We start from the raw sequence: 19,676 nt of genomic DNA, 5'->3' as shown, positions 1-19,676 counted from the left end.
GACGCGTACAATTAGGGCACGAACAACTGGGCTGCTGTTATCGTTAGTGTACAAGGCAGCTAAAGATGATAAGATGAGGATGAGTATTGAAATGAAGGTGCAGAGTAGATTGGTTTTAGTGCTGGCGCTTTTAAGTGCCAGTAGTGTTTTAGCAGTGGGCTTTCATCAAGTCTTCACCGCTAAACAAATGGAAAATGCGCGGGCACGGGTGAAACCTGTTCGGCCTAAGTCAGTCACAAAGGTGAAAACGGTCGCCAAGAAATTGGATTGGCATCAACCGTCAATGTCTCAGGCTTATCCTAAAGTTCAGGCCCATCCAAATTTGCAAATTGAGGTTTCAACAGTTAAACAACGCGTTTATTTACGTGAAAATGGCAAGGTGCTTTATACCATGTTGGCTTCTACTGGCCGTCAAGGTGACGAAACCCCTAAAGGGCAGTTTCAAGTCCAGGCTGAGCGTGGGTTACACTTTTATAACGCTGAATCCAAAGAAGGGGCCAACTACTGGGTCTCATTTAAGGATCATGGGATTTATTTATTCCACTCAGTTCCCGTCGATGCGAGTGGCAAATATGTGACCACTGAAGCGGAACAACTGGGTAAAGTCGCGAATTCCCATGGTTGTGTTCGATTAACGATTGCGGATGCCAAATGGCTCTATGAAAACATTCGGCAAAACACGCCCGTGACAGTGAGTTGATGCGGCGGACGCGATACAATTTCTGGTATTACCTGATTAGTATGGCGATTACATTCTTTGGCTTTTATGGGTTTATGTATTTAACGCGTAGTGCTAGTCTTGTAACATTTGTCGGATAGTTCATTGATTAAATCAAATTATATGCAAAAAGCCCGCATTTGCGGTAGCTTCTAAGGTGACTAAACCCAGAAAGAAGAACCGTAAATGCAAGGCCTCCTTAAAGCTATCCCAAAATTCAATTTAATTCAAGCAACCGTCCAAGAATTCATCAAAATAATTACACCAATTTACCAACTATTGCCAAAAAGATTTCGTTTTCGTCAAAATTATCGTCAACTAAAAGTTAATGACGTCACGATTATCGCTTGTATGCTTGCGCGAATAGCGTTACGTGACCCTTCAGAAACCCACTTCCATCAAACTTTGGCGGCTTCCGGAGTGGTTGTTCCAGAACGAAGTCGTTACAATCGTCGGTGTCGCGACCTTCTTCAAATAATGAAGTTGATCCGTCAGTATCTATTGAAGCGATATCGGCATGGCAGCACTTATGAAATCATTGATAGTGCCCCAATCACTTTGGTCTCAGCAAGACGAAGTAATCAAGCAAAAGTCTTACGAGGTGTAGCTCATAAAGGCTATAACGCAACCAAGCAACTATATTATTATGGCTTCAAGCTACATGCGGTGATGGATAATGACGGTTATTTTGTGAACTGGGAACTGACACCAGCAAACGTTGATGATAGAAAACCAGTTGAAGAGCTTTTACGAGAAGCACCGGCTCATCAAGTCTTAGCAGACGGCGGATACTTGAGCCGGAAGCTTCAAGAACGATTAAAATCACAAGGAATCAACTTCTGGTTTCCACTGCGAAAGAACATGAGGAAAACAGATCATATAAATTCCTCATTTCTAAAAAATCAACGACGATATATTGAAACAGGTTTTAATAATTTGAATATCGTTGGCCATTTTGAACATCCTGGAACCCGAACGCTAATCGGCCTAGGTAGCCGATTAGCGGCACTATTTTTATGGAACATTATCAAGGTTCATAGCAATCTAGCTCAAGGTAAAAGCGGACTTAGCATAAATTAGTGCTTCACTAGAAATATTACGGAACTAGCACTACGCGTTATTTAGTTTCCGTACAATTAATTGAAGCCACCGGCAGTCCCAAACTTTTGGGTCAAGTCATGGCGATTACCATGGCGCCAGCGTTAGCACTTAACTTGGTGGCCGGGGTGCTCATTGAACGAACTAATCCAAAGCAAGTCATGTTGGTGACGGACCTGTTAACGGGACTTTTATTTGTCTTTGCGGCGTTACTGATGGTAAAGTCAACTTGGCAAATTGCCATTTTAGCAGTTGTTTCGGTGTGTAATAAGTCGATTGGGGTCTTTTATAAATTAGGCAATAAGACGATCGTACCACAATTATTTGCCCCTAATCAGATTATCAAAGTTAATGGATTTCAAACACAAGTGCGCCAAGTTGCTATTATTAGTGCTTCAATGTTCATTGCGAGTTTATTGATATGGGTCTCGGCACAGACGATTATTTTCGGGATGGGGCTGGCATTTTTGCTATCAGCGTTATTAGATAGCCAGTTCTACTTGCGACCAAGGCGCCAAAAGAAGCTTGGCACGCATGCCAAGTTAAGTCCGGCTTGGCGCTTATTTCGCCAACGGTCGGACCTTCGTCATTTAACGTTGCTTGCCATTATTGGTTGCCTTGTGGATGCAGTGGTTGCGGTCATTGTCCCCTGGTTAGTGCTGGCAACTTGGGAATCAAAACTAGTTCTGAGTGTCTATTTAGGTCTCGAAGCACTAGGCATCATCATGGCACCATTTGTGCAACGTTGGCTACCACGGCTGACGGTGACGCAACTGAGCTATGGCTTGCCGTTGAGCCTAGGGTTGTTAATTCCGGTAGCCCCGTTATTAGGACTGGGATTGTGGTTGTTGGGATTACTGCGGGGGTTATTCAATCTGACCTTTTATACGCACTTGCAAACGGCGGTTTCGCCGGCTTTTGTGAGTCGGCTACTAGCTATCACCCTCGTATTTACGGATGGCACTGCCGCGCTAGGGGCTTATTTAGCACCATTTTTAACGCAATGGTGGGGGCGCTGGGCATTGATTGGGCTAGGTGGTGTCTTAATAGTAGCGACTGGATTGGTTCAGCTGAAGTTTCGCCATCAAACAACTGTTTCAATATTACGCCCGGAAGATTAAGTCTTTTTTGAAAAAATTCAGATAAATCACTTGCCTTCGACCTACTATAAGCTAGTAAGGTTATTACAGATGCTTAGTTGGCGTCAGTTTTTGAAAAGGAAGTTTTATCTTAATGAAAACAATTAAACAACAATTATCAACTGGTGAACGGGCCCTATTTAAAGCTCGTGATCTGCACATTGAAAATAGTACTTTTGCCAATGGTGAATCCCCATTGAAAGAGAGTGCCAATATTGAGCTTGAACAATCAATCTTCAAGTGGAAATATCCCTTATGGTATAGTCGCCATATTCGAGTGAACAACTCGATTTTTGAAGAGATGTCACGCTCCGGTATTTGGTATACCGATGATATTGCAATTACGAACAGTACGTTGCAAGCGCCTAAGCTATTCCGGCGCGCCAGTCACATTAAATTAGACCATGTGCATATGCCGCATGCGGAAGAAACGCTGTGGAACAGTCAAAATATTGAGATCCATGACGTTCAAGCCGCTGGTGATTATTTTGGCATGAATAGTGAAGCTATTCAGGTTCGTGACTTTGATTTGGTTGGTAACTATGCGTTTGATGGTGCCAAGAATGTTGAAATTCACAACGCCACTTTAATGACCAAAGATGCTTTCTGGAATTGTGAAAATGTCACCGTTTATGATTCCAAAATTATTGGTGAATATTTAGGCTGGAATTCCAAGCATGTTCGTTTTGTGAACTGTACGATTGAAAGTGACCAAGGCCTATGCTACATGGACGATCTGACATTAGAAAATTGTACGTTACTGAATACGGATTTGGCCTTTGAATATTGTCAAAATATTGATGCCGAAATCAATTCAACTATCGATAGTGTCAAGAATCCGATAAGTGGTAAAATTCATGCTCAGGCGATTCAAAAGGTCATTTTTGATGATCCCGAAATTGATCCACAACAAACTGTGATCTCAGTCGACAATGAAAGCCGTGCGCGTCATGCCGTTTGATTTTGAAACGGTCATTGACCGCCGACACACAAATTCGGCCAAGTGGAACGTTCAACCAGGCGAACTCCCGATGTGGATCGCCGACATGGATTTTCAAACGGCGCCAGCCATTACGGCGGCCTTGAAAAAGCGCGCTGCCTTTGGTGTTTTTGGCTATGAAGAGATTCCAACTGCTTATTATGAAGCAGTCGCGGATTGGTGGGCAACTGAGCATCATTTTCGGCCGCAAGTCGACTGGCTCATGTTCTGTACCGGCGTTGTGCCAGCTATTTCATCAATTGTGCGTAAGATGACGACGCCTGGGGATAATATTTTAGTACAGGCACCGGTCTATAATATTTTTTATCATTCAATTGAAAATAATGGCCGGCACACGTTATCGAGTGATTTAGTTGAACAGGATGGCCAATACCAAATAGACTTTAAAGATTTGGAGCAGAAATTGGCTGACCCGCTCACAACGATGATGATTCTTTGTAATCCGCAAAATCCTATTGGCATTGTTTGGTCGCGTGAAATTTTACAACGACTGGGTGAATTAGCTTTGAAGCACCATGTTTTGGTGTTGGCTGACGAAATTCATTGTGACCTGACCTTAAACGGCCATGACTATACGCCATTTTCATCACTGAGTGCGCCAGTTGCAGCTAACAGCATCAGTTGTGTGTCGCCAAGCAAGACGTTCAATGTGGCTGCCTTGCATGCGGCTACTTTGATTATGCCAGATCAAACGATTCGTGAGCGCGTCAGTCGTGGCGTCAATAATGATGAACTAGCAGAACCAAACTCGTTTGCAATTCCAGGTAGTTTGGCCGCTTATCAAGAGGGTCATGCTTGGGTAGCAGCGTTAAGAACTAAGATTGCGGCTAATCAACGTCAGTTGCAGCAGTTTATTGCGGCTGAGTTGCCTAGTGTCAAAGTAATTGAAGCCCAGGCGACGTATCTGATTTGGTTAGATATTAGTGCTGTGGCGACGGATGCCAATGACTTAGCGACATTTATTCGTGCTAAGACGGGGTTATTCTTGTCGGCTGGCGATGTCTATCGCGGTAACGGGTCACACTTTTTAAGAATTAATATCGCTTGTCCAACGGCGGAATTGACGGATGGCTTACAACGATTACAGGCCGGAATTGACGCTTATCAACAACAATAATTATAAGAACGCGCCTAGAAATTTTGGCGCGTCTTTTTTGCTTATGATTTCCTATTCAGGCGATCTTCCACTAAAATGGTGGTATTAACTATAAATTTACGAGTGGGTGAGCAGATGGAAATTGGAATTGTTGGTGCTGGCACTGTTGGAACCGTCTTAGCACAGACCTTTGCACGCGGCGATAATCAAATTAAATTGAGTCGGCATAGTGGGGCGTCAAGTTTAGCGGCGCGACGTTCGGAATTTTCATCAAAAGTCGATTTTGTCGAAGTCAACGTAGCGTTACAGCAGCCGATGGTGATCATTGCGGTCCCATTCGAACAAGCGCCGGCTGTTTTGCATCAAATTGCGGATTATGAGCAACGACTCGTAATCGACGTGACGAATCAATTTACAGCGGACTTCAAAAAAATTAAAACGGCACCATTAACGGGTAGCGAAGTTATTGCCTCGGCGGCACATAATGCGCGCGTCATCAAAGCATTTAACACCTTACCACCCAAATTTATGGATGGTCATGTTAACGGTGACGGTCGTCGTGTGTTATTTTACGCGGGAGACGATGTGGCTGCCAAGAAAGAATTTGCAGCGCTACTACGACCCTTGAATTTCCGACCAGTTAATTTGGGGCGGTTACGTCATGGTGGCAGTGTCATGCAAGTCGGTGGTGGTTTAGGCAACACACACTTTATTCAAATCGAAGAATAGGAAGGCTATAATTTGAAAGCATGGGTCGTTAAAAATCAAGCACACTTAGGCTTGGAACAGTTACGATTATTGGATGTCCCGATCCCCAAACCACAAGTGGCTGAGCTACAAGTAAAAGTTCAGGCAGTAGGCTTGAATCCAGTTGATTACAAAATTATTGATAGTGGTGTGGCGGCTTGGCAATATCCGCATACGATTGGGATCGACGTTGCCGGTGAAGTCAGCGCGGTGGGGCCGGATGTCACTGACTTCAAGCTCGGTGACCGTGTCTTTTACCATAGTGATCTTCGTCGCAATGGGGCACTGGCGACGTACAACGTGACTTTGGCAGCCAGCGTCGCGAAACTACCCGACGCGCTAAGCTATGTTCAGGGCGCCGCTATTTTGTGTGCCAATTTGACCGCCTATCAAGCATTAATACGTAAGGTGAACTTGACCAATGCGCAAACCGTTTTGATCCATGCCGGGGGTGGGGCCGTTGGTCTTGCGGCGTTACAACTTGCGAAGCAGCTTGGGCTACGGACGATCACGACGGTGTCTGCGCGTAAACGCGCATTAGTTGAAAAAGTCGGGGCTGACACGATTATTGATTATCACCAAGAAGACGTGACGGCGGCAGTATTAAAAGCCACTGAGGGCCGTGGGGTGGATGTGAGTTTGAACACGATTGGTGGGTCCGAATTGGCCGCTGATGCAGCCCGAATGGCCTACAATGGTCAAATTGTCGCGATTGGTGATGGGATGCCGCAGCATTTTGATTTTGATGACCACGCGTTAGCACTGATTCGATCAGGTCTTGGCGGCGTTTATCGCTCAAATGATCCGGTGCAGATTCACGACTTGGCAGTGATGGCACAGGCCGTGGCAAAATTAGTGGTCGCGGCTAAATTGGACCCATTGATTGGGGACGTTCAACCGTTTGACCAAGTTCCGACGGCGCTACAAACAATTAAGAGTGGCCGTAATGTGGGTAAATTGGTGATTCAAGTGACCGCTTAAAAAAAGACGCTGATGAGCGTCTTTTTTAGTGCAATAGCAGCTGTTCAAGTTTTTGATCACAGTCTAATAAGTTGAGATCACCAAGTCGGTATTCCCAATAAGATTACTACCGTTATTAGTTATTTTAAGAACTTTTTAATCCCAAAGGTTCTACTTAATTTTCTGCCAGTATTTCTCATTTCATTCTTGTCATTCTGGAAATTAATTTTTATTGAAAGTTGTTCTAACGCATTAGCCTTCACTGAGTGCCTGCATGTATTTATTTAAGTATTCATATTTATCTTCCGAGTGATATTGAGTAATATATCTAGGGTGTTCTAGCGGAATGATTTTTTTGAAAAACTTATAGTTGTCATTTATTGTCCTTAAAACTTTATAATTTTCGCCGCTGCCAATACAATAACAAACTGAGGTATCTATTCCAAAAGAAATAATTTTATGAAGTGAATCAACCAGAAATGGGAGTAAAATACTTAAAATATTTTTGTTCTCATAGTAGTTACAGTTTACATAGTTTCCTTTAGAATTCTTTTGCACTATTCCAAGTGGACAAACAAAATTCATATAAAAATCTGAATAAAATTTTTGAATACCGCCATAATTACTCACTACTTCATACAGAAAACTTGAAGAAGCTTGATTTATACGAAAGCCATCAATTTTTATACCTGTTTCTTGCTGTAAATGCTCGATATCTTCAAAAGGAATCCCAGTTACTGCAGACCCTCTTCTAGCCGGAGAACTTCCCAATATCAATTTTCGTGGATAAGTATCGTTAAAAAATTTCCTATAAAAAATAGCACTCATTTTGTTAATTAATTCTTTTTTTTCGCCAGAATATGGATTCAATATCATATAGTTCTTTGGTAAATCAATCGAAATGTTCCCTAGTGCTGCATTAAATCTCGCTATGTTTTCTTCAAAAGTATTCTGATTGTCCATCTACTCACCTGTCGTTTTTCTATAATGTTTACTGTGTTAACAATATAACCAAAGCAATAGCGGAAATGTTTGTTTTCTGATCTGTTGGGAAAATATGAATTTTATTAAAACAGGCAGATGCTATTTCCAACGAAAGAAGTAATTTTTACTTGCGGTTTTTAACACTCTTTGTACTACAAATAAAGCTTTTTTAGTGACTTAATAGTCGTTTCAATTGGTCGTAATCAGTCACTATTTTAGTCGGTCGGTAGTCGTGATCATTGCTCAAATGTCGTGGATTATACCAGATGCTTGGCAAGTCTACGCTGTTGGCACCTTGAATATCGGAGGTCAGGCTATCCCCAACCATGATGGTGTTATTGACAGTCATATTGGGCAGTTGGTTAAATATTGCCGTGAAAAAATTTGAATCTGGTTTCGAGACGCCGAGGTCTTCAGAAATAAAGGCTTGGCGGAAATAGGACGCGAGTCCAGAACCTTGTAAACGACTCAGCTGGGTCGTTTTAACGCCATTGGTACCGACAATTAAGGTGAGGCCGGCTGATTGCAATTGGTCCAATAAGGTGGTTGCGCCGGGAATCACATGGAAATTATGGGCCAGCATCGTGTTGTATTCTTGTTGTAAGGCGTGGCCGTTGACGCTAATTCCTAATTTGGCAAAGACAACCGCAAAACGTTGATCTAGCAACGGCTGACGCTCAGCACCGTGTTCAATTTGCGACCAGACCCAGTGATTGTGGGCTTGATAGACTTGCATGCCGTGTGGCAAATCAGTAACGCCGTACTTTTGCAACAGGTAGGTGATACATTCCTGCTCACCGCGGCTGAAATCCAGTAGTGTATCGTCTAAATCAAAAATGACGTATTTTAGCATGTGGACAACTCTTTTCTAAATTAGTTGTTGGATTTGTTGCACCAGATCGTCAAATGAGGCTTGATAAGCACCGGTCAAAGAAACGGTGAAGCCATGCAGGGAGTTGAGATAACGGTGCATGGTGACCGAAGTATGTGCTAACAGCAGATGTTGCCCAAATAATTCCGCCTCAGCTGCCAATGTGTCATGGTCAGCGGTATGAATCACGGTTTTAGGGAAGCCCACGAGTGCCGAAACGCTCGCAAGTACTGGGGAAACTTCAGGATTGCCTAACGGTTCATTTTGACGGTAAAAACGATTAAAGCGTTTTGCTTGTGCGGCCGAAATCACTGCACCGGCTGGATAGGACTTGTCATCGGGATCGGTGTCCAAGTCGAGGGCTGGATAGTCTAAAATGGCCAATGTGGCCACGGGTTGTGCGCGTTTAAGAGCCCGTAGTTGTGTGCCAACAACTAAGTTGCCGCCAGCACTGTGGCCGATTAAAATTAAGCGTTGTGGCTTGGCGGCACAGTAATCGGCATAGTGTGCCTGAACGTGTTGGACTAATTCATCACAAGCATTCAATGCCGCTGGGAAAGGGTGCTCTGGGGCTAATGGATAATCGAAATCGAGCACCGTATATTGAGTGGCAATGCCGATGCGTTTACAAAAATAGGTATCATGGTCGTTATGTAAATGAACAAAACCGCTACCATGGAAGTCAATAATGATGCCCTTAGACTGGACGTAGTTGGGCTCATGGCTGAAAATTTTGGCGGTATCGCCGGTGCTAAGTTTAAAGGATTCAGTCCGAGTCCGTTCCGCAGCCCATTGGTCGTTGGTGATGGTATTTTGATGTTGATCGTGATTTTGACGCTCTACTGTTGCTTCATTCATGTTCAAGACCTCCTGATTAGGGTCATCATACAGCAAGTTGGCCCAATGTGGTATCCTTAAATAGGAAGATTGGTCAGTTGACGAAGCTGATCAGTCATAATAATTTTAATAAAGGAAGTTCAGTATGGAAATCGATAATGACCCAGCGTATCAACAAATGATCAACGGTGACTTGTACATGGAATCACCATTATTACTCAAACGGCGAAACTATGTCCGTGGCCAAATTATGAAGTACAATCAAATTGCTGATAATGAGGAACGAAATGCAGGGATGGCTTCATTGTTACGTTCAGTTGGTGACCGGTTCTTTGTCGAACCAACTTTTGAATTTAGCTATGGCGTTAATATCACAATTGGGGATCATTTTTACGCGAACCATGGTGTCGAAATCTGTGATGAAGGCCAAGTCACGATCGGAAATGATTGTAAATTTGGCCCTAAGGTCGGCTTATACACGCCAGTTCACCCACTTGATCCAACCGTCCGCCGAACTGAAGCTGAACGTACCGCACCAATTACGATTGGCAATGATTGCTGGATCGGTGGTAGCGCGATGGTTTTACCAGGGGTGACGCTTGGTAATAACGTGGTCGTCGGTGCCGGTGCCGTGGTCACGCATTCATTTCCAGATAATGTGGTCGTCGTTGGTAATCCAGCGCGAGTCTTGAAGGAAAACAAACCAAGCGCCTAGGTTGACAAGCACGTATCAGTCGGTAAGAATGGGATTGACCAGTAAGTCATCAGTCTAAAATTTAACCAATTGGGGAGGACGTTGATTATGTCAGAAATGAGTCCTAAGGAATTTAAGCATATTTTAGTGGGCGTCGATGATTCAGACGATGCGCAGTTAGCTTTCCGGTATGCGATTAATCGTGCCAAGACGGATGGTGCTAAGTTGACCATCGTGTCAATTTTGGAACAAGATAATATGAATGTGTACGAAGCCATGAGCAAAGATTTTATTCATGGCCAACGGGCAGATTTGGAAGAACATGTCCGACAATATGAAAAGTTAGCGACGAAATTTGGTGTTAAGGATGTTCGTTCAATCGTTGACGAAGGTGATCCTGGCGAAACGATTGTGAAAGATATAATTCCGGCAATCAAACCAGATCTACTCGTCATTGGGTCGATTTCTAAGCAAGGTGTCCGCAAGTATTTTGGGTCGCAAGCAGCTTACATGGCGAAACATTCACCAATTTCAGTTTTGGTCGTGCGTTAATTTTAAAACAAATCCAATACGCCTAGTTATCGGCCTAGTTGCTGATGATGAGGCGTATTTTTAATGGGACGATTAGTTGTTAAGAAAATCGTTTAAAAGTGGGGAAATCGGTGAGACAGGCACTTTTATGCTATGATTGGAAGATAAAAACAAACGGAAGTGGGACCACAATATGAAAACTATCACCTTGTATTTAGCTGTGACTGGAACGACTTATTTTGACCAACTTGATCGCTTTCAAGGCTGGAGCGGCACGCCTTTGACGGCCGCGGGTCAACAAACGAGTCAAACGGTCGGCCAGCGATTGGCAACGATTAAATTTGATACGGCCTTTGCGAGCGACACCAGTCGTGGGACGCAAACCGCTCGCGCAATTTTAGCAGCACAAGCAAATTCGGTAGAAATACAGACCAAATCGGCTTTGCGGTCACCATTTTACGGCGGCTTTGAGGGCATTGAACGTTCTGCTGTTTGGTCCGGTTTTGCAACAAAATTGGGCTATCCAACGGTTGCTGCTTTTGAAGCTGACCAAACACCGACTGAAATTCAGAATTTGATCCATGATCATGATGTGGATAGTTTAGCTGAAAGTGGCGATGAATTCTGGCAACGATATCAAAAAGGATTAGCACAAGTAGCTGCCACGACTCCGGATCATGGCCGAGCATTGGTCATCGTGGATGCGGTGATCTTGCGGCGCTTGCGTTTTGACATTACCGGTCAGACAGCGACCAGTGAACAAGTGGCACCCGGCACGGTGACGGTTGTGGATCAGGCTGGGGATAAGTTTACCCTGCGTTAAAACAGGAGCACCAGCGTCCTTGCGATTGCAAGAAATCTGCGATAATGTGAGTAAGGAATCAAGAATAAAATTTAATAATTAACGAGGTTTTAGTCATGCAAGTTTATGTTGTTACAAGTGTTGTTGCTGGTCAAGAAACAGTGACGAATAAGGCTATTCAAGGCTTTATCGCTGCCTTGAGCAAACAATTAGGTTCAGATTATACGGTCACCTTGGATACTGATTACGGTGAGACACTCAGCAAAAAGGAAGCCGCGGTTTATTTAGTTTATTTTGGGTCACAAGCCAATTTATCCGCGGAACAGCAGCAACAAATGATTATTTATTATTCAGATGAAGATGTGGATAACTTACAAATTGGCCGTTTTGTGGATATGTTGACACAATTAAAAACCAAATAAGTTATCAACAGGGGGGCATAAGTTATGAACTTAATCACATTGGGACTCATTGGCCTCGTTATTTTTGTCCTAGAAGAATTGGTGTTTTCGGCCAGCCGTTATTTTTGGGTTGGCGGCATTGTACCTGTTTTATGGACCGTATTTTTAGCGTACGTGGTCGTTTTACATGCGGCTAATTTAACGATTCCTGAGTACTGTTTAGCGATTATCGCGGTGATCATTCCTTATGTATGCTGGGGCAATGGGTTTCAACATCATGCGGGTCGGCGACAATCACGATGATTACGCTGGTTAAAGCCAGTCAGGTGCCCAAACAGCTTTTGTTATTAGCAGACCCCGACTGGTCAAAAGTTCAGCGCTCACTTGAAGGTGCGACCATTTATGGTTATCAGCTGGCTGGTAAAGTTGTGGGTGTGCTGGTATTGAAACCGCTGAAGCCACAGGTTCAAGAAATTATGGTGGTGGCAGTATCCCCAAGTTATCAACACCGGGGGATTGCCAGAGCATTATTACAAACAGTTATTAAAAGTTGTCAACAGGCTACGACCTGTGAACAACTTCAAATCGGCACTGGTAATTCATCTTTACGGCAATTAGCCCTATATCAGCGGGCTGGATTTGAAATAACGACCGTTTGGGTGAATTATTTTGTGGATAACTATGCGGAACCAATTTATGAAAATGGTATTCAATGTAAAAGTATGGTGCGGTTAGCGCTAAACGTGAAGGCAGGTTAGCTGAGATGTGGCGAGCAGGTAATTTAATAACGAGTTGGTTTTATGGGGCGATTGCGGTATTTATCATTATGTTTTTTACTGCACGTCAGACTGTAAATCACATTGTTTTAGAATTTAATCCAATAGTCATTTATAGTCTTATTTGTGCGTTAGTTTTGTTGCCAATCATCAAATATCGGTGGCCTAAAGTTTTTCAAGTCTGGCGGCGTAAGCCTAAAGAGACGCCGTCGACGCGGCCGGACGATGATCAAATCATTCAGGATTCTGGTCACACCTGGTCGGCACCTGTTAAACGGACTAAGCCGAAACCGGTGCCGACTGCGTTAACGCCGCAAGTGGAAGCTAAAAGCGATTTTATGGATGAGTTCATTAATTTCTTTAAAAATATTTTGATGGCAGTGATTTTAGTTTTAATTAGTCCCATCATCTGTGGTTATTTCTGGGTGAAAGATTATCAAGCTAAACAACACAAGTCATGACAAGTTATCCACTGTGGATAAAATTAAGGCTGACCAGCACTTGAAATTTTGAGTGTTGGTCAGCCTTTTTTGTGGATAACTTGTCGCTTCGGTTGGTCTGGAACGATGCTGGAACGTGGTGGCCAACGAAAATGGACAATGAATGATTCGTTTTAAAAAATTATCCTAATATCAAAAAAGAACGCGTGACAAATGGCTTTTGTCACACGCTCGATAGTTAGGTCTAATCGTTTGGTTGGAAACTATTGATGTATTGTTTGCGATTCTGCCAAGGCCAAGCTTTGACGACCCCAATCATTTTATTCTTAGGAACGAAGCCCCAGTAACGCCCATCGTTAGAAACACTACGGTGATCACCGAGGACAAAGTAATAGCCTTTTGGCACTTTGTTGGTCGTGACTTTAGTTCGCCAGCCGTCTTGATCATGACTCAGACTGGTTAAGTCCCAGCCAGTAAATTTGCTGTGGCTGTTTGCCATATATGAGCCGGTGGTCTGTTGATAACTATTCTTCAAATACGTTTGCTTGACGAGTTTATTATTGACATACAATTTACCATTGCTCGTATAGCGGACACTATCCCCAGGCATCCCAATGACCCGCTTCACGTAAACGGCGTCTTTCGCGGTTTGGTCTGGATCGACGTTGTAGGCGTTGAATACGACCACTGATCCCGCTTTGATTTTACTTGTCTTGAAGGCGACAACCCGTTCATTATTTTGTAGGTTTGGTTGCATGGAGGTCCCGTCAACACGTACCATAGTGAACCAGAATTGCTTAATGAGCAGTGCCAATCCGAGTCCAATCACAATTGGCAATACCCAGCTCATAATATTCTTAAATGTTTTCACTGAATTCGACTCCCTTAAGTGTGTATATGTCTTATTATATACGAATGGTTGACAGAGTAGTGATAAAAAAGCCTAAAAGATTTGGTGAACTAATTATTGGGCGTCGAGAAAATGGGACAGTTAGCTTTTAGAAATGGCCCGTTAAGCCGTTGAAATCGTTATCACAATATGGTTAACTTTAGCAGTAACTGATTTTTAGAATGTCGGAGGATTGATTCGTCTATGAAAACACAAAAAGAACACATGTTGGCTGGTGAATTGTACATTGCGGATGATGCGCAATTAAGTCGGGAAAGTCATCACGGTAAAAAATTGACGCGACTTTACAATCAGACCACTGAAGGTGAAAGTGATTATCGCGAAGAATTGCGCGGAAAGTTATTCAAGCAAATCGGACAAAATGGCTACATTGAACCACCATTTCACACGGATTATGGTAGTCATACAACCATTGGGGATAACTTTTACGCGAATTATGATGCAATTTTTATTGATGTGGCACCGATTACGATTGGCAATAATGTCTTTATGGGACCACGTGTCGGCTTATATACTGCTGGTCATCCAATCGACGCGGCGATTCGGGCGGAACAATTAGAGTATGGCTTGCCAATCACGATTGGTAACGATGTCTGGTTTGGCGGCAATGTGGTCGTTAATCCAGGCGTGACTATAGGAAGCAATGTTGTGATCGGTTCTGGCTCCGTGGTCACAAAAGATATTCCGGATGGCGTGGTTGCTGTAGGAAATCCCTGCCACGTCCTGCGGAAAATTACCGCGCAAGATCAACAGTATTGGCAAAAGCAAAAAGAGGCCTACTATGCGGATCGTGATGAGGAATAAATAACTATTGAGATAGCGATAACTTGATGATGAGTCAGGTTAGCGCTATTTTTTTGATCGATGTGACTATACTATGGCTCGCAAATGTGCCCACCACGTTCCAGCATGTCCAGACCAACCAGAGTGGCAAGCTAAACGGATGGTCGTAAACAGGCCTTTTAGCAATCCAAGCTGCGCAGATCAATCAATTTAAGGTATGATAGAAATGTAACCGAATACATAGGGAGGGCGCAAGTATGGCGTATATTGAAGTAATTAAAGAGACCCGTGAATTTCAGAATGGCAACCAACGAACGGTCGCAAATCGAGACCTATCGTTTGAGGTTGCCCAAGGGTCTGTCGTAACGATTTTAGGGCCCAGTGGTGCCGGCAAATCAACGTTGTTGAATATCTTAGGCGGGATGGATACGCCGACTAGTGGTCAAGTTTTGATTGACGGCGAAGATATCGCTCAGTTTTCGGCCAAACAATTGACGACCTATCGCCGCCAGGCCGTGGGTTTTGTTTTTCAATTTTATAATTTGGTTCCGAACTTGACTGCACGTGAAAATGTGGAGTTGGCGTCACAGATCACCAAAGACGCGCGTGATGTTGATGAAACGTTAAAACTAGTCGGTTTGACCGCTCGTGCTGGCAATTTTCCGGCGCAACTTTCAGGTGGGGAGCAGCAACGTGTCGCGATTGCGCGCGCGGTCGCTAAGAATCCTAAATTATTACTTTGTGATGAGCCGACTGGTGCCTTGGATTATCGGACTGGCAAACAAGTGTTACAAGTCATTCAGGCCGCGGCCCGTGAAACACAAACAACGGTCATCATCGTCACGCATAATAGTGCGATTGCCAAGTTAGGTGACCAAGTTATCCGGATTAATGACGCTCAAGTCCAATCAATCGTGCACAATGATCATCCAACGCCCATCGAAGAAATCGAATGGTAGGTGAATGATGATGACAAAAGCCTATTTTAAAGCAATTCGACGTGAAATCTGGCGATCTAAAGCACGTTTCTTTTCGATTCTATTAATTATTTTCTTGGGAGTGGCGTTCTATACGGGAATTCGAGCCACTGGACCAGATATGTTGCAGGCAGCAACGGATTATTTTGCAAAGCAAAGGTTGGCCACGAATAGTGTGCAATCAACGCTAGGATTGACTAAAGCTGATGAACAAGTTTTAAAAAACCATCAGGATGAACTGACTTATCAAGCCGTGAAGTATCTTGACGTCAATCAATTGAATAATAATCGAGTTGTGCGGGTTGCTGAGCTACCCACAACGCAAAAACTAAATCAATTGCGCGTCGTGAGTGGTCGGTTGCCCCGAAAGGCGAACGAGATTGTCTTAGATTCGCAAGCTAAAACCTTACAGCCAAGCTTGAAACTGGGTTCGACTTACCGGATTGTTAGCAGCCGAGCACTTAACCGAAAGTTTAAACGGCGCAGTTTTAAAGTGGTCGGGTTTGTGAATTCACCGCGTTACGTTGAAAATACTAGTCGTGGTGTGACAACGGTTGGCAAGGGAACCTTGGATTACTTTGCCTATGTCCGACCCAAGACGTTGAAAATGACCATTACGACTCGTATTGATGTCCAATTTAAAAATTTAAAGGGTGTCAAACCGTATACGGCCACTTATCGGCGACTTAATCGTGCGAATACGGCCAAATTAAAACGCTGGTTGAAGCCACAAGCTCAAAAACGACAATATCGTTTGCAACAACAAGCACGTCGTCGGTTGGCACCATTGACTAAGGCAGTGTCCACGCTAGCGACACAAGTACCAGCAACGACCCCACAATTAGTGAAGCTACGAAGCCAATTAGCGCAAGGACAAGCCCAAGTAGCGGCAATTAAGCGGCCAACTTATATTTACAGTAATCGGTCTGATAACCCGGGTTATACTGAATATCATGAAAATACGCAACGGGTCGTCGCCTTATCGACGGTCTTTCCCCTGTTCTTTATTGCGATTGCCGCGTTGATCTGTTTAACGACGATGACACGGATGGTAGAAGAATTACGGTTACAAATGGGGACTTTAAAGGCACTTGGTTATTCGAATGCGGCCGTTGGTAGTGAATTTATGATCTATGGTGGGCTTGCAGCCCTAATCGGGACTGGTTTAGGGGTGCTCTTTGGTGTTAATTTCTTCCCACAATTTATTGCTCAAGCTTATGGCAGTATGTATAATTTGCCAGCCATCCAGGTTCAGTATATTTGGGTCGATATTTTGATTGCGTTAATCATTGCGCTCTTGTGCACCTTAGGAACCGCATTAGTCGTGTTGCGAGTGGATTTACGAGCATTACCAGCTCAATTATTACAGCCCAAGGCACCCAAAGCTGGTAAAACGCTCTGGTTGGAACGATGGTCTGGCTTGTGGCGGCGGTTGAGTTTTAATCATAAAATCACCCTGCGCAATCTTTTTCGCTATAAACAACGTCTGCTGATGACAGTGTTAGGCATTGCAGGCTGTATGGCGATGATGATTACTGGCTTTGGACTCAAAGATTCAATTGGGGACATCAGTACAAAACAATTTAATGATTTATGGCATTACGATGCAATCGTGACACGCACGGGGACCGAAACCGCCGCGCAAAAGCGAACAATTAGCCAACCGAAACTTTATCGGACTAGCCTGGCGCTAAAATCAGCCCAAGCAACGATAAAGAAAGATGGTGTTGCAGAGCAAACCGTGACGCTGGGTGTGCCACAGACGCCCAAGCGCTTGAACCAGTTTGTGACTTTACGCCAACGGCAAAGCCATCAACGGTATCAATTGGGCCAGCATGGAGCGATTATTGATGAAAAGTTGGCTAAACTGTACCACGTTAAAGTCGGTGAGACATTACCAGTCAAATTAGCTGGTCAAACGGCCAAATCGGTGAAAATTGCGGCAATTGCGGAAAACTATGTCAATCATTTTATTTATTTAAGTCCGAGCTACTATCGAGATGTGTTTGGCAAAACTGCTAGTTATAACAGTAATTATGTTCAATTTAACAATGACAGTGAAACGCAAGCCAATGCCTATGCGAACACGTTATTGAAGCAAGCGGGGATCATGAACGTGACACTTATGTCAGTCGAAAAGCAAACCAACTTTAAAATGTTCGACAGTATGAATCTAGTGGTCTTGATCTTCGTTATTTCAGCGGGAGCTTTAGCTCTGGTTGTGCTATACAACTTAACTAATATCAATGTTTCTGAACGGATTCGCGAGTTGTCGACAATCAAGGTGCTCGGCTTCTATGATCGGGAAGTGACGATGTATATTTTCCGTGAAAACTTTATTTTAACTGGATTGGGGATTATTTTAGGCTGTTTCTTAGGAAACTGGTTGCATCGCTACATTTTGCAAACTGCGGAAACGAATGCGCTGATGTTTTCACCGGGAATTCATCCGCTTAGTTACGTTTATTCAGCCTTATTGACGCTTGCGTTTAGTTTGATCGTCATGCTGATGATGCACCGTAAATTGAAACGTGTTAACATGCTGGATGCGTTAAAATCGGTAGATTAAGCGCGTGGACTTGCACCAGCGCGTAAAAAGTGATGTAATCGAATTGCAATACAAATTGTGTTTATCAGTTTAAACACGTTTTTGAGGTGACTAATATGGATACAACTATCCAAGCATTAAGTGACATTGTTAAAATGAATACGGTCAACGACAACGAAAAGCCGGTGGCTGATTATCTTGCTAAGCTCTTAAAACAGCATGGTATCGACGCCAAGTTAATTAACTACGCGCCCAACCGTACTAGTTTAGTGGCTGAAATTGGTGATGGCAACGGTCCGGTCGTCGGTTTTGATGGGCATGAAGATACCGTCGCTTTAGGCGATGAAAGTCAGTGGGCGGTGCCTGCATTGTCGGCAGCTATTAAAGACAATCGCTTGTTTGGCCGCGGTGCGACTGATATGAAAGCCGGTTTGATGGCTGGCGTATTTGCCTTGATTAATTTAAAAGAAGCCGCGGTGCCATTACATGGGACGTTACGTTTGATGGCGACAGTTGGTGAAGAAGATGGCCATTTAGGTGCCGAACAACTTGTGGAACAAGGTTACGCTGACGACTTAGATGCGCTAATCGTTGGGGAACCTAGTGGCGCCGACAAGCAACTCCTCACGCAAAAACCAATTCAAGCCATGTTAGGCGTTGATGCAGAGACGGCCGAAAAAATGATGGCCGCTAATCCAACAACGGAGCAACATTTCATCGAACTCGCCCATAAAGGGTCATTGACGTACACAGTACAGGCTAAAGGCATTGCGGCGCATAGTTCAATGCCAACGATTGGGAAAAATGCGATTGATATGTTGATGACTTTTTATCAACAACAACAGGCTTACTTTGATAGCTTCAAAGAGGTCGTTAATCCAGTATTAGGTGCGACGGTGCCAGTTGTGACGTTAATTAAGGGTGGCGAACAGATCAACACCGTGCCAGCTAGCGCCGAGATGGCGGTCAAAATTCGGACGATTCCAGAACTACGTAACGATAAAATTATTGCCGCGCTGGAAAAAATTATTGCGGATTGCAACGCTGCTGGTGCGGAATTGACGCTAAATGTCCAGGATAGTTTCTATCCGGTTCATACGCCAGCGGATGCCAACCTAGTGCAACTAGCCAAACAAATTGGTGAGCAAGTTTTGACACAGGCGTTACCATATTTTGGTGCGCCAGGTGGGACCGATGCGTCGTCTTACATTGTTAAGAATCCAGATTTGGAAATCATTGTGTTTGGCCCCGGAAATATTACGGCTCACCAAGTCAATGAATATGTTGATCTGGATATGTATCAACGCTTTATTAAGTTATATGAACAATTATTTACAAAATTATTAGCATAAAAGTGGGGGCTT

Annotated in this window: 21 protein-coding genes and 1 pseudogene; 18 read left to right on the top strand and 4 right to left on the bottom strand. The window is 43.8% G+C overall.

Annotated features, from left to right (window positions below; translation table 11 throughout):
* Positions 1 to 91: 91 nt before the first annotated feature.
* From RA086_RS11260 to RA086_RS11230, 7 genes and pseudogenes are all read left to right on the top strand, one after another.
* Entirely contained in the window at positions 92 to 700 is a 609-nt protein-coding gene (locus RA086_RS11260) for a L,D-transpeptidase (RefSeq protein WP_308703878.1), read from the top strand.
* A gap of 204 nt (positions 701 to 904) precedes the next feature.
* Positions 905 to 1,798, top strand: a complete 894-nt coding sequence (locus RA086_RS11255; RefSeq protein ID WP_308701964.1) for an IS982 family transposase — start codon at positions 905 to 907, stop codon at positions 1,796 to 1,798.
* Between the two features lie 35 nt (positions 1,799 to 1,833).
* Positions 1,834 to 2,937: pseudogene (locus RA086_RS11250) on the top strand (MFS transporter); the annotation flags it as partial.
* Positions 2,938 to 3,049: 112 nt separating this feature from the next.
* A complete protein-coding gene (locus RA086_RS11245; protein WP_308703877.1) occupies positions 3,050 to 3,916 on the top strand; it encodes a DUF3737 family protein in 867 nt (288 codons plus the stop codon).
* Positions 3,906 to 5,072, top strand: a complete 1,167-nt coding sequence (locus RA086_RS11240) for a MalY/PatB family protein (RefSeq protein ID WP_308704469.1) — start codon at positions 3,906 to 3,908, stop codon at positions 5,070 to 5,072. Before RA086_RS11245 ends, RA086_RS11240 begins: the two co-directional genes overlap by 11 nt.
* 114 nt (positions 5,073 to 5,186) lie before the next feature.
* Positions 5,187 to 5,780: an NADPH-dependent F420 reductase gene (locus tag RA086_RS11235; protein ID WP_308703876.1), complete on the top strand. Its 594-nt coding sequence runs from the start codon at positions 5,187 to 5,189 to the stop codon at positions 5,778 to 5,780.
* A 12-nt stretch (positions 5,781 to 5,792) separates the two neighbouring features.
* On the top strand, positions 5,793 to 6,779 hold the full coding sequence (locus RA086_RS11230; protein ID WP_308703875.1) for a zinc-binding dehydrogenase: 987 nt from the start codon (positions 5,793 to 5,795) through the stop codon (positions 6,777 to 6,779).
* A gap of 231 nt (positions 6,780 to 7,010) precedes the next feature.
* Here the strand turns inward: RA086_RS11230 and RA086_RS11225 are convergent, their stop codons facing one another.
* The 3 genes from RA086_RS11225 to RA086_RS11215 all read right to left on the bottom strand — a co-directional run bounded on the left by RA086_RS11225 (position 7,011) and on the right by RA086_RS11215 (position 9,471).
* Positions 7,011 to 7,721, bottom strand: coding sequence for a uracil-DNA glycosylase family protein (locus RA086_RS11225; RefSeq protein ID WP_308703874.1), 711 nt, complete (start codon positions 7,719 to 7,721; stop codon positions 7,011 to 7,013).
* Positions 7,722 to 7,911: 190 nt separating this feature from the next.
* A complete protein-coding gene (locus RA086_RS11220; RefSeq protein ID WP_308703873.1) occupies positions 7,912 to 8,595 on the bottom strand; it encodes a YjjG family noncanonical pyrimidine nucleotidase in 684 nt (227 codons plus the stop codon).
* 15 nt (positions 8,596 to 8,610) lie between these two features.
* A complete protein-coding gene (locus RA086_RS11215; RefSeq protein ID WP_308703872.1) occupies positions 8,611 to 9,471 on the bottom strand; it encodes an alpha/beta hydrolase in 861 nt (286 codons plus the stop codon).
* A 124-nt stretch (positions 9,472 to 9,595) separates the two neighbouring features.
* Here RA086_RS11215 and RA086_RS11210 point away from each other — a divergent pair, with 124 nt between their 5' ends.
* The 7 genes from RA086_RS11210 to RA086_RS11180 all read left to right on the top strand — a co-directional run bounded on the left by RA086_RS11210 (position 9,596) and on the right by RA086_RS11180 (position 13,115).
* Positions 9,596 to 10,165 carry a sugar O-acetyltransferase gene (locus RA086_RS11210; RefSeq protein WP_308703871.1) on the top strand — a complete coding sequence of 190 codons (570 nt, stop codon included), beginning with the start codon at positions 9,596 to 9,598 and terminating at the stop codon, positions 10,163 to 10,165.
* 87 nt (positions 10,166 to 10,252) lie between these two features.
* Complete coding sequence (locus RA086_RS11205; RefSeq protein ID WP_308703870.1) at positions 10,253 to 10,696, top strand: universal stress protein; 444 nt, start codon at positions 10,253 to 10,255, stop codon at positions 10,694 to 10,696.
* Between the two features lie 172 nt (positions 10,697 to 10,868).
* Complete coding sequence (locus tag RA086_RS11200; protein ID WP_308703869.1) at positions 10,869 to 11,498, top strand: histidine phosphatase family protein; 630 nt, start codon at positions 10,869 to 10,871, stop codon at positions 11,496 to 11,498.
* Between the two features lie 95 nt (positions 11,499 to 11,593).
* A complete protein-coding gene (locus RA086_RS11195) occupies positions 11,594 to 11,899 on the top strand; it encodes a hypothetical protein (protein ID WP_308703868.1) in 306 nt (101 codons plus the stop codon).
* A 24-nt stretch (positions 11,900 to 11,923) separates the two neighbouring features.
* Positions 11,924 to 12,181, top strand: coding sequence for a hypothetical protein (locus RA086_RS11190; RefSeq protein ID WP_308703867.1), 258 nt, complete (start codon positions 11,924 to 11,926; stop codon positions 12,179 to 12,181).
* The gene (locus RA086_RS11185) at positions 12,178 to 12,636 is read left to right on the top strand and encodes a GNAT family N-acetyltransferase (RefSeq protein WP_308703866.1); all 459 of its coding nucleotides are present in this window, start codon (positions 12,178 to 12,180) and stop codon (positions 12,634 to 12,636) included. Before RA086_RS11190 ends, RA086_RS11185 begins: the two co-directional genes overlap by 4 nt.
* A gap of 5 nt (positions 12,637 to 12,641) precedes the next feature.
* The gene (locus RA086_RS11180) at positions 12,642 to 13,115 is read left to right on the top strand and encodes a hypothetical protein (RefSeq protein ID WP_308703865.1); all 474 of its coding nucleotides are present in this window, start codon (positions 12,642 to 12,644) and stop codon (positions 13,113 to 13,115) included.
* A gap of 223 nt (positions 13,116 to 13,338) precedes the next feature.
* Here the strand turns inward: RA086_RS11180 and lepB are convergent, their stop codons facing one another.
* The gene (gene lepB / locus RA086_RS11175; protein ID WP_308703864.1) at positions 13,339 to 13,965 is read right to left on the bottom strand and encodes a signal peptidase I; all 627 of its coding nucleotides are present in this window, start codon (positions 13,963 to 13,965) and stop codon (positions 13,339 to 13,341) included.
* Positions 13,966 to 14,187: 222 nt separating this feature from the next.
* Here lepB and RA086_RS11170 point away from each other — a divergent pair, with 222 nt between their 5' ends.
* From RA086_RS11170 to RA086_RS11155, 4 genes are all read left to right on the top strand, one after another.
* Entirely contained in the window at positions 14,188 to 14,808 is a 621-nt protein-coding gene (locus RA086_RS11170) for a sugar O-acetyltransferase (protein ID WP_308703863.1), read from the top strand.
* Positions 14,809 to 15,044: 236 nt separating this feature from the next.
* Complete coding sequence (locus tag RA086_RS11165; protein ID WP_308703862.1) at positions 15,045 to 15,746, top strand: ABC transporter ATP-binding protein; 702 nt, start codon at positions 15,045 to 15,047, stop codon at positions 15,744 to 15,746.
* A gap of 10 nt (positions 15,747 to 15,756) precedes the next feature.
* Positions 15,757 to 18,333, top strand: a complete 2,577-nt coding sequence (locus tag RA086_RS11160) for an ABC transporter permease (protein WP_407659092.1) — start codon at positions 15,757 to 15,759, stop codon at positions 18,331 to 18,333.
* A gap of 95 nt (positions 18,334 to 18,428) precedes the next feature.
* Positions 18,429 to 19,664, top strand: coding sequence for an ArgE/DapE family deacylase (locus RA086_RS11155; RefSeq protein WP_308703860.1), 1,236 nt, complete (start codon positions 18,429 to 18,431; stop codon positions 19,662 to 19,664).
* Positions 19,665 to 19,676 lie beyond the last annotated feature (12 nt).

It is taken from the genome of Lactiplantibacillus brownii (genome assembly GCF_031085375.1).
Classification (GTDB): domain Bacteria; phylum Bacillota; class Bacilli; order Lactobacillales; family Lactobacillaceae; genus Lactiplantibacillus; species Lactiplantibacillus brownii.
Note: the sequence above shows the minus strand (reverse complement) of the source record. Positions and strands in the feature narration are given on the sequence as shown.

Coding starts and splice junctions, on each gene's coding strand:
- RA086_RS11220 (WP_308703873.1), bottom strand. CDS start 8,595: ATGCTAAAATACGTCATTTTTGATTTAGACGATACACTACTGGATTTC.
- RA086_RS11225 (WP_308703874.1), bottom strand. CDS start 7,721: ATGGACAATCAGAATACTTTTGAAGAAAACATAGCGAGATTTAATGCA.
- RA086_RS11165 (WP_308703862.1), top strand. CDS start 15,045: ATGGCGTATATTGAAGTAATTAAAGAGACCCGTGAATTTCAGAATGGC.
- RA086_RS11245 (WP_308703877.1), top strand. CDS start 3,050: ATGAAAACAATTAAACAACAATTATCAACTGGTGAACGGGCCCTATTT.
- RA086_RS11200 (WP_308703869.1), top strand. CDS start 10,869: ATGAAAACTATCACCTTGTATTTAGCTGTGACTGGAACGACTTATTTT.
- RA086_RS11240 (WP_308704469.1), top strand. CDS start 3,906: ATGCCGTTTGATTTTGAAACGGTCATTGACCGCCGACACACAAATTCG.
- RA086_RS11185 (WP_308703866.1), top strand. CDS start 12,178: ATGATTACGCTGGTTAAAGCCAGTCAGGTGCCCAAACAGCTTTTGTTA.
- RA086_RS11235 (WP_308703876.1), top strand. CDS start 5,187: ATGGAAATTGGAATTGTTGGTGCTGGCACTGTTGGAACCGTCTTAGCA.
- RA086_RS11155 (WP_308703860.1), top strand. CDS start 18,429: ATGGATACAACTATCCAAGCATTAAGTGACATTGTTAAAATGAATACG.
- RA086_RS11170 (WP_308703863.1), top strand. CDS start 14,188: ATGAAAACACAAAAAGAACACATGTTGGCTGGTGAATTGTACATTGCG.
- RA086_RS11190 (WP_308703867.1), top strand. CDS start 11,924: ATGAACTTAATCACATTGGGACTCATTGGCCTCGTTATTTTTGTCCTA.
- RA086_RS11180 (WP_308703865.1), top strand. CDS start 12,642: ATGTGGCGAGCAGGTAATTTAATAACGAGTTGGTTTTATGGGGCGATT.
- RA086_RS11205 (WP_308703870.1), top strand. CDS start 10,253: ATGTCAGAAATGAGTCCTAAGGAATTTAAGCATATTTTAGTGGGCGTC.
- RA086_RS11210 (WP_308703871.1), top strand. CDS start 9,596: ATGGAAATCGATAATGACCCAGCGTATCAACAAATGATCAACGGTGAC.
- RA086_RS11195 (WP_308703868.1), top strand. CDS start 11,594: ATGCAAGTTTATGTTGTTACAAGTGTTGTTGCTGGTCAAGAAACAGTG.
- RA086_RS11215 (WP_308703872.1), bottom strand. CDS start 9,471: ATGAATGAAGCAACAGTAGAGCGTCAAAATCACGATCAACATCAAAAT.
- RA086_RS11255 (WP_308701964.1), top strand. CDS start 905: ATGCAAGGCCTCCTTAAAGCTATCCCAAAATTCAATTTAATTCAAGCA.
- RA086_RS11260 (WP_308703878.1), top strand. CDS start 92: ATGAAGGTGCAGAGTAGATTGGTTTTAGTGCTGGCGCTTTTAAGTGCC.
- RA086_RS11160 (WP_407659092.1), top strand. CDS start 15,757: ATGACAAAAGCCTATTTTAAAGCAATTCGACGTGAAATCTGGCGATCT.